This window comes from Streptomyces sp. WAC06614, assembly GCF_003949795.1.
Classification (GTDB): domain Bacteria; phylum Actinomycetota; class Actinomycetes; order Streptomycetales; family Streptomycetaceae; genus Streptomyces.
In genome coordinates this window covers 1-5,001 of record NZ_RPRY01000422.1, presented here as the reverse complement: position 1 = coordinate 5,001, position 5,001 = coordinate 1, and the positions used below count along the sequence as shown (strand labels likewise).

The 5,001-nt window shown below is 74.7% G+C and carries 5 protein-coding genes; 4 read left to right on the top strand and 1 reads right to left on the bottom strand.

Translation table 11 applies throughout. The features are described from left to right. Positions 1-94 precede the first annotated feature (94 nt). Positions 95-892, bottom strand: coding sequence for a GNAT family N-acetyltransferase (locus EF918_RS32255; protein ID WP_125652458.1), 798 nt, complete (start codon positions 890-892; stop codon positions 95-97). A 111-nt stretch (positions 893-1,003) separates the two neighbouring features. Between EF918_RS32255 and EF918_RS32250 the strand changes: the two genes are divergently transcribed. The 4 genes from EF918_RS32250 (at position 1,004) to EF918_RS32235 (ending at position 4,965) form a co-directional block, all read left to right on the top strand. Further along, positions 1,004-1,312 (top strand): signal peptidase I, encoded by a 309-nt coding sequence (locus tag EF918_RS32250; RefSeq protein WP_125652457.1) that lies wholly within the window; start codon positions 1,004-1,006, stop codon positions 1,310-1,312. Between the two features lie 177 nt (positions 1,313-1,489). Then, complete coding sequence (locus tag EF918_RS32245; RefSeq protein WP_125652456.1) at positions 1,490-3,721, top strand: MMPL family transporter; 2,232 nt, start codon at positions 1,490-1,492, stop codon at positions 3,719-3,721. Between the two features lie 18 nt (positions 3,722-3,739). Continuing rightward, positions 3,740-4,297, top strand: coding sequence for a GNAT family N-acetyltransferase (locus EF918_RS32240; RefSeq protein ID WP_125652455.1), 558 nt, complete (start codon positions 3,740-3,742; stop codon positions 4,295-4,297). Between the two features lie 50 nt (positions 4,298-4,347). After that, positions 4,348-4,965: a hypothetical protein gene (locus tag EF918_RS32235; RefSeq protein WP_125652454.1), complete on the top strand. Its 618-nt coding sequence runs from the start codon at positions 4,348-4,350 to the stop codon at positions 4,963-4,965. Positions 4,966-5,001: the final 36 nt, after the last annotated feature.

Below are 5,001 nucleotides of genomic sequence, written 5' to 3'. Positions count from 1 at the left end.
GTACATCTGGTCACCCCCGACCCCGTGACCCTGGCCCCGGGGGCCCCGTCGGCGGGGGCGCCCGTGCCCCTAGGGGTGGCCCCCGGGGCCAGGGTCACGGGGTCGGGGGTGACCAGATGTACGGGACGGTTTCGGCCAGGGGGTGGAAGGACAGGCGTTGGAGGATGGGGCGGCTGTCGGACGAGGCGTCCACCTGGAGGTACGGAATGCCCCGCCGGGCAGCCTCGGCGGCGCGGTGCGCCACCAGCGCCCGGTAGATCCCCTTGCCGCGCCACTGCGGCGCGGTACCGCCGCCCCACAGACCGGCGAAGGACCCGCCGGCCCGCATCTCCATCCGGGCCGCGCTCACCGGACTGCCGTCCGGCGCCAGCGCGACCAGCGCCATGAGCGTCTCCGGCGCCGCGGCCAGCCGGTCCACCAGCCGTTCCCGCAGCCCCGGGTGCTCCTCCTCGAAGGCCAGCCGGTGGGCCTCCACCATCAGGTCGACCCCCGCCGCGTCCGTGACCTCGACGATCCGGACCCCGTCCGGCAGGGCCGGCGGCTCGGCCCCCACCTCCGCCGTGCGCGCCACCATCAGCGTCTCCGCCGGCTGCGCCGTGAACCCGGCCGCGGTCAGCCGGTCGCCGAGGTCGGCCGGCCGGTCGTGCCCGTACAGCTTCCACTCGAACCACGGGGCGCCCCGCCCCGCGAAGTACGCCACCTGCGCCGCGATCTCCGCGTCCGCCGTGTCCTCGCGCAGGTCCGACCACAGCACGGCGTTCCAGCCGTTGCCCGCCGCGGTCTGCCGCACCACGGCCCCCGCCCGTTCCACCACCGCCCCCGGCCGGTCCGTCGTCGCGCCGAGGCGCTCCTGGGCGTCGTAGAGGTCCCGCACATCGTTCTCGAAGGTCATCCGCGAAGATCATCAGGAACGGGCGCGACCCGCAAGTGCATTAGCCTGGCGGCGTATGAGCCCCCATGACGCCCCCACCCCGGCCCCGACGCCGCCCAGGACCGCGGCTGGCTGCTCGGCCACTTCAAGGAGCCGGACGACCCGCGCCACAGCAAGGACGTCGAGATCAAGTGGGGCGTCCACCCGCGCGGCGAGCGCCGCGCGCAATGGGTGCGCGGCGAGGACCGCACCGCCCTGCTGGTCCTGATCAGCGGCCGGTTCCGGATGGAGTTCCCCGGCCGTGACGTCGTCCTCGCCGAGCAGGGCGACTACGTGGTCTGGGGCCGCGGCGTGGACCACTCCTGGGAGGCCGAGGAGGAGTCCGTGGTGCTCACCGTCCGCTGGCCCTCCGTCCCCGGCTACAGAGTCGAAGGTCCCTGAATCCCGCCCCCGGGCTGTGACGATGCACACGAAACGGACCAACGATCACGAAACGCTGCGATCGTGGCCCGGTAGACCCTCCCGGGGCGACCCCCCGCGCGCACGGGTCAGGCGTTCACGTGTTCCTTGCGTCGGGCTCTACCCCGGTGTGGACCCGAACCAGGGAGAGCTCGTCCGTTGGCAGCCATCGCCCGCTGGTGCATGCGGCACCGCCTCCTCGCCGTCCTGATCTGGCTGCTCGCCCTCGGCATCACCGCGGCCGCCGCCGTCACCGCCGGACCCGCCTTCTCCAACGACTACGAGGTCCCCGGCACCGAGTCCAGCCGGGCCGGAGCCCTGCTCCGCGACGGCTTCCCCGGCCAGGGCGGGGACACCGACACCGTCGTGTGGCGCACCCCGGCGCACGAGACCGCCCGCACCCCCGACGTCGAGCAGCGCATGCGCCGGGCCCTCGACACCCTCGCCGCCCTGCCCGGCGTGGCCTCCGTGACCAGCCCCTACGCCCCCGAGGGCGCCGGGCAGATCAGCGCCGACGGCCGCACCGCCTACGCCGTGGTCACCTTCGACCGCCCGGCCGACGCCGTGCCCAAGGAGCAGGCCGCCGCGGTGGTCGACGCCGCCAAGAACCCCGCCACCGAGCAACGCGGCCTCCAGGTCGAGCTCGGCGGCCGCGCCGTCGGCCTGACCGAGGCCCCCCGGCCCCACCTCGCCGAGGTCATCGGCGTGGCCGTGGCCGGGGTCGTGCTGTTCCTGGCCTTCGGCTCCCTCGCCGCGAGCCTGCTGCCGCTGGCCACCGCCCTGGTCGGCGTGGGCACCGCGTACGCCGGTATCGCCCTGCTCGGGCACGTCATGCCGGTCGCCGACTTCGCCCCCATGCTCGGCACCCTGATCGGCCTCGGCGTCGGCATCGACTACGCGCTGTTCATCGTCACCCGGCACCGCAAGGGGCTCCAGCGCGGACTGGACGTGACCGAGGCCGCCCGCACCGCCGTCGCCACCACCGGCCGGGCCGTGGTCTTCGCCGGCGCCACCGTCTGCATCGCCCTGCTCGGCATGCTGGTGCTGCGCCTGAACTTCCTCGGCGGCGTGGCCGTCGCCGCCTGCCTCACCGTGGTCCTCACCGTGCTGGCCTCGCTCACCCTGCTGCCCGCCCTGCTGTCGTACATCGGGCCGCGCGCCCTCTCCCGCCGCGAGCGCCGCGACCTCGCCGAGCACGGGCCCCGGCCGCAGCTGCCCACCGGGTTCGCCGCCCGCTGGGCCGCGTTCGTCGAGCGGCGCCCGGCGCTCCTCGGCGCCGTCGCCGCCGTGGCCATGGCCGTCCTCGCCCTGCCCACCCTCTCCCTCCACCTGGGCACCTCCGACCAGGGCAACAACCCCGCCCACACCACGACCCGCAAGGCCTACGACCTGCTGGCCGAGGGCTTCGGGCCGGGCACCAACGGGCCGCTCACCGTCGTCGCCCGGCTCGACGGCCCCGCCGACCGGGCCGCCTTCGACCGGCTGGCCGCGGACCTGCGGACCACCCCGGGCGTCGCCGCCACCGGCCCCACCACCGTGGACCGGGCCGGTGACACGGCCGCGCTGACCGTCGTACCCGACTCCGCGCCGCAGTCCCGCGCCACCAGCGAGCTGGTCGACCGGATCCGCCAGGACGTGGTCCCGCGCGCCACCCGCGGCAGCGGGCTCCAGGCCCACGTGGGCGGCGTGACGGCCGGCTACGACGACTTCGCCGAGGTGATCGTCGGCAAACTGCCGCTGTTCGTCGGCGTGGTGATCGCCTTCGGCTGCGCCCTGCTGCTCCTCGCGTTCCGCTCGATCGGCATCCCGCTGAAGGCGGCCGCGATGAACGTGGCCGCCGTCGCCTCCTCGTTCGGGGTGGTCGTGGCGGTCTTCCAGTGGGGCTGGGGCAGCGAGCTGATGGGCCTGGGCAGCGCCGGCCCGATCGAACCGTTCCTCCCCGTGATCATGGTCTCGGTGCTGTTCGGGCTGTCGATGGACTACCAGGTCTTCCTGGTCAGCCGGATGTACGAGGAGTGGCTGGAGACCGGGGACAACCGGCGGGCCGTACGCGTCGGCCTCGCCGAGACCAGCCGGGTGATCAACTCGGCGGCGGTCATCATGATCTCCGTCTTCCTGGCGTTCGTCCTCAGCGGCGACCGGATCATCGCCATGTTCGGCATCGCGCTCGCCGTGGCCGTGGCCCTGGACGCGTTCGTGCTGCGCACGCTGCTGGTCCCGGCCCTGATGCACCTGCTGGGCGGCGCCAACTGGTGGCTGCCCGCCTGGCTGGAGCGGCGGCTGCCGCGCATCAGCATCGAGCCGCCCGAGCGCACGACCCCGCGTGCGACACTGCCCGGACAGCGGCCGGGCGCGGACGATCCCGGGCCGGCCGTCGCCCGGCACCGGTAGGAACGCGAAGGAAGACGGATGTTCTCGATACCCCTGACCGACGACGCCCACCTCTTCCCGCTGGAGGTGTGGCACGCCGAGGAGTTCTTCGCCCACATCGAGCGGGGCCGCGAGTACATCGGCCGGTTCGTGCCCTTCCCGGACCGCTCCAAGGACCTGGAGTCGGCCCGCGCCCTGCTCGCCACCAACGCCCACCAGGCCGCCGACGACGGCCGGCGCCTGTACGGCATCCGGCTCGACGGCACCCTGGTCGGCGGTGTCCTCTTCCCGTCCTTCGACGCCGCGGGCGGCAACGCCGAGATCGGCTGCTGGCTGGAGCCGGCCGGCGTCGGCCGGGGCCTGGTCACCACCGCGTGCGGGGTGCTGCTCGACTGGGCCTTCGACGTGCGCGGGATCCACCGCGTGGAGTGGCACGCGGCCTCCGGGAACACGCGCAGCATCGCCGCCGCCCGGCGGCTGGGCATGACCCGGGACGGCGTGCTGCGCCAGAACCACCTGCACCGCGGGGTGCTCCAGGACACCGAGGTCTGGGCGGTCCTCGCCGACGAGTGGCGGGCCCACCGCGCGGCGTCCTGACACCAGGACCTCTCAGGAAGCTCTCATGCGGGGCACATACGGTGCCCCGCATGGACACCACCAAGACCGACACCCCCACCGACGACGCCACGACCCCGCAGGACGGGGCGGCGGCGGAGCAGGACAAGGACCCCGGCGCCCCGCTCGCCGAGGCCCGGGCCCAGGACGCCGGCGCCCCGCTCGACGAGGCCGGGGCCCAGGACGCCGACGAGCACGACGAGCACGACGAGCACCACGAGGGCGACGAGCACGACGAGCCGGTGGAGGAGACCCCCACGGGTGTGGGCTCGGCGGCCTCCGCGACCGTCGCGGCGGGCCTCGGCCTGGTGGCGCTCAGCGGCACCTGGTTCTCCCGCGTGCTGGCCGAGCGCGAAACCCTCCTCGGCCAGATCCAGTCGGTCACCGCCACCAGCACCCAGGCCAAGATCGAGGCCCTCTACGGCAACGCCTGGCACATGACCGCCCTGGTCAACGGCCTCGTCTCGGCCCTGGCCCTGCTCCTGGCCGTCTTCGTCCTGCTGCGCCCCGCCTTCGGCGCCCCCGGCCGCGTCCACCCCACCTGGGTCAAGGCGGTCGCCTGGTCCGGCGTCGCCCTGGGCGTCCTCGGCCTGCTGGTCTTCGGCCTCATGTACCTCGACGTCCTCGCCCCCCTGCCGACGGCCGCATAGCCCGAGCCCGCCCGGGACGCCTAAGCCCCCGTACGC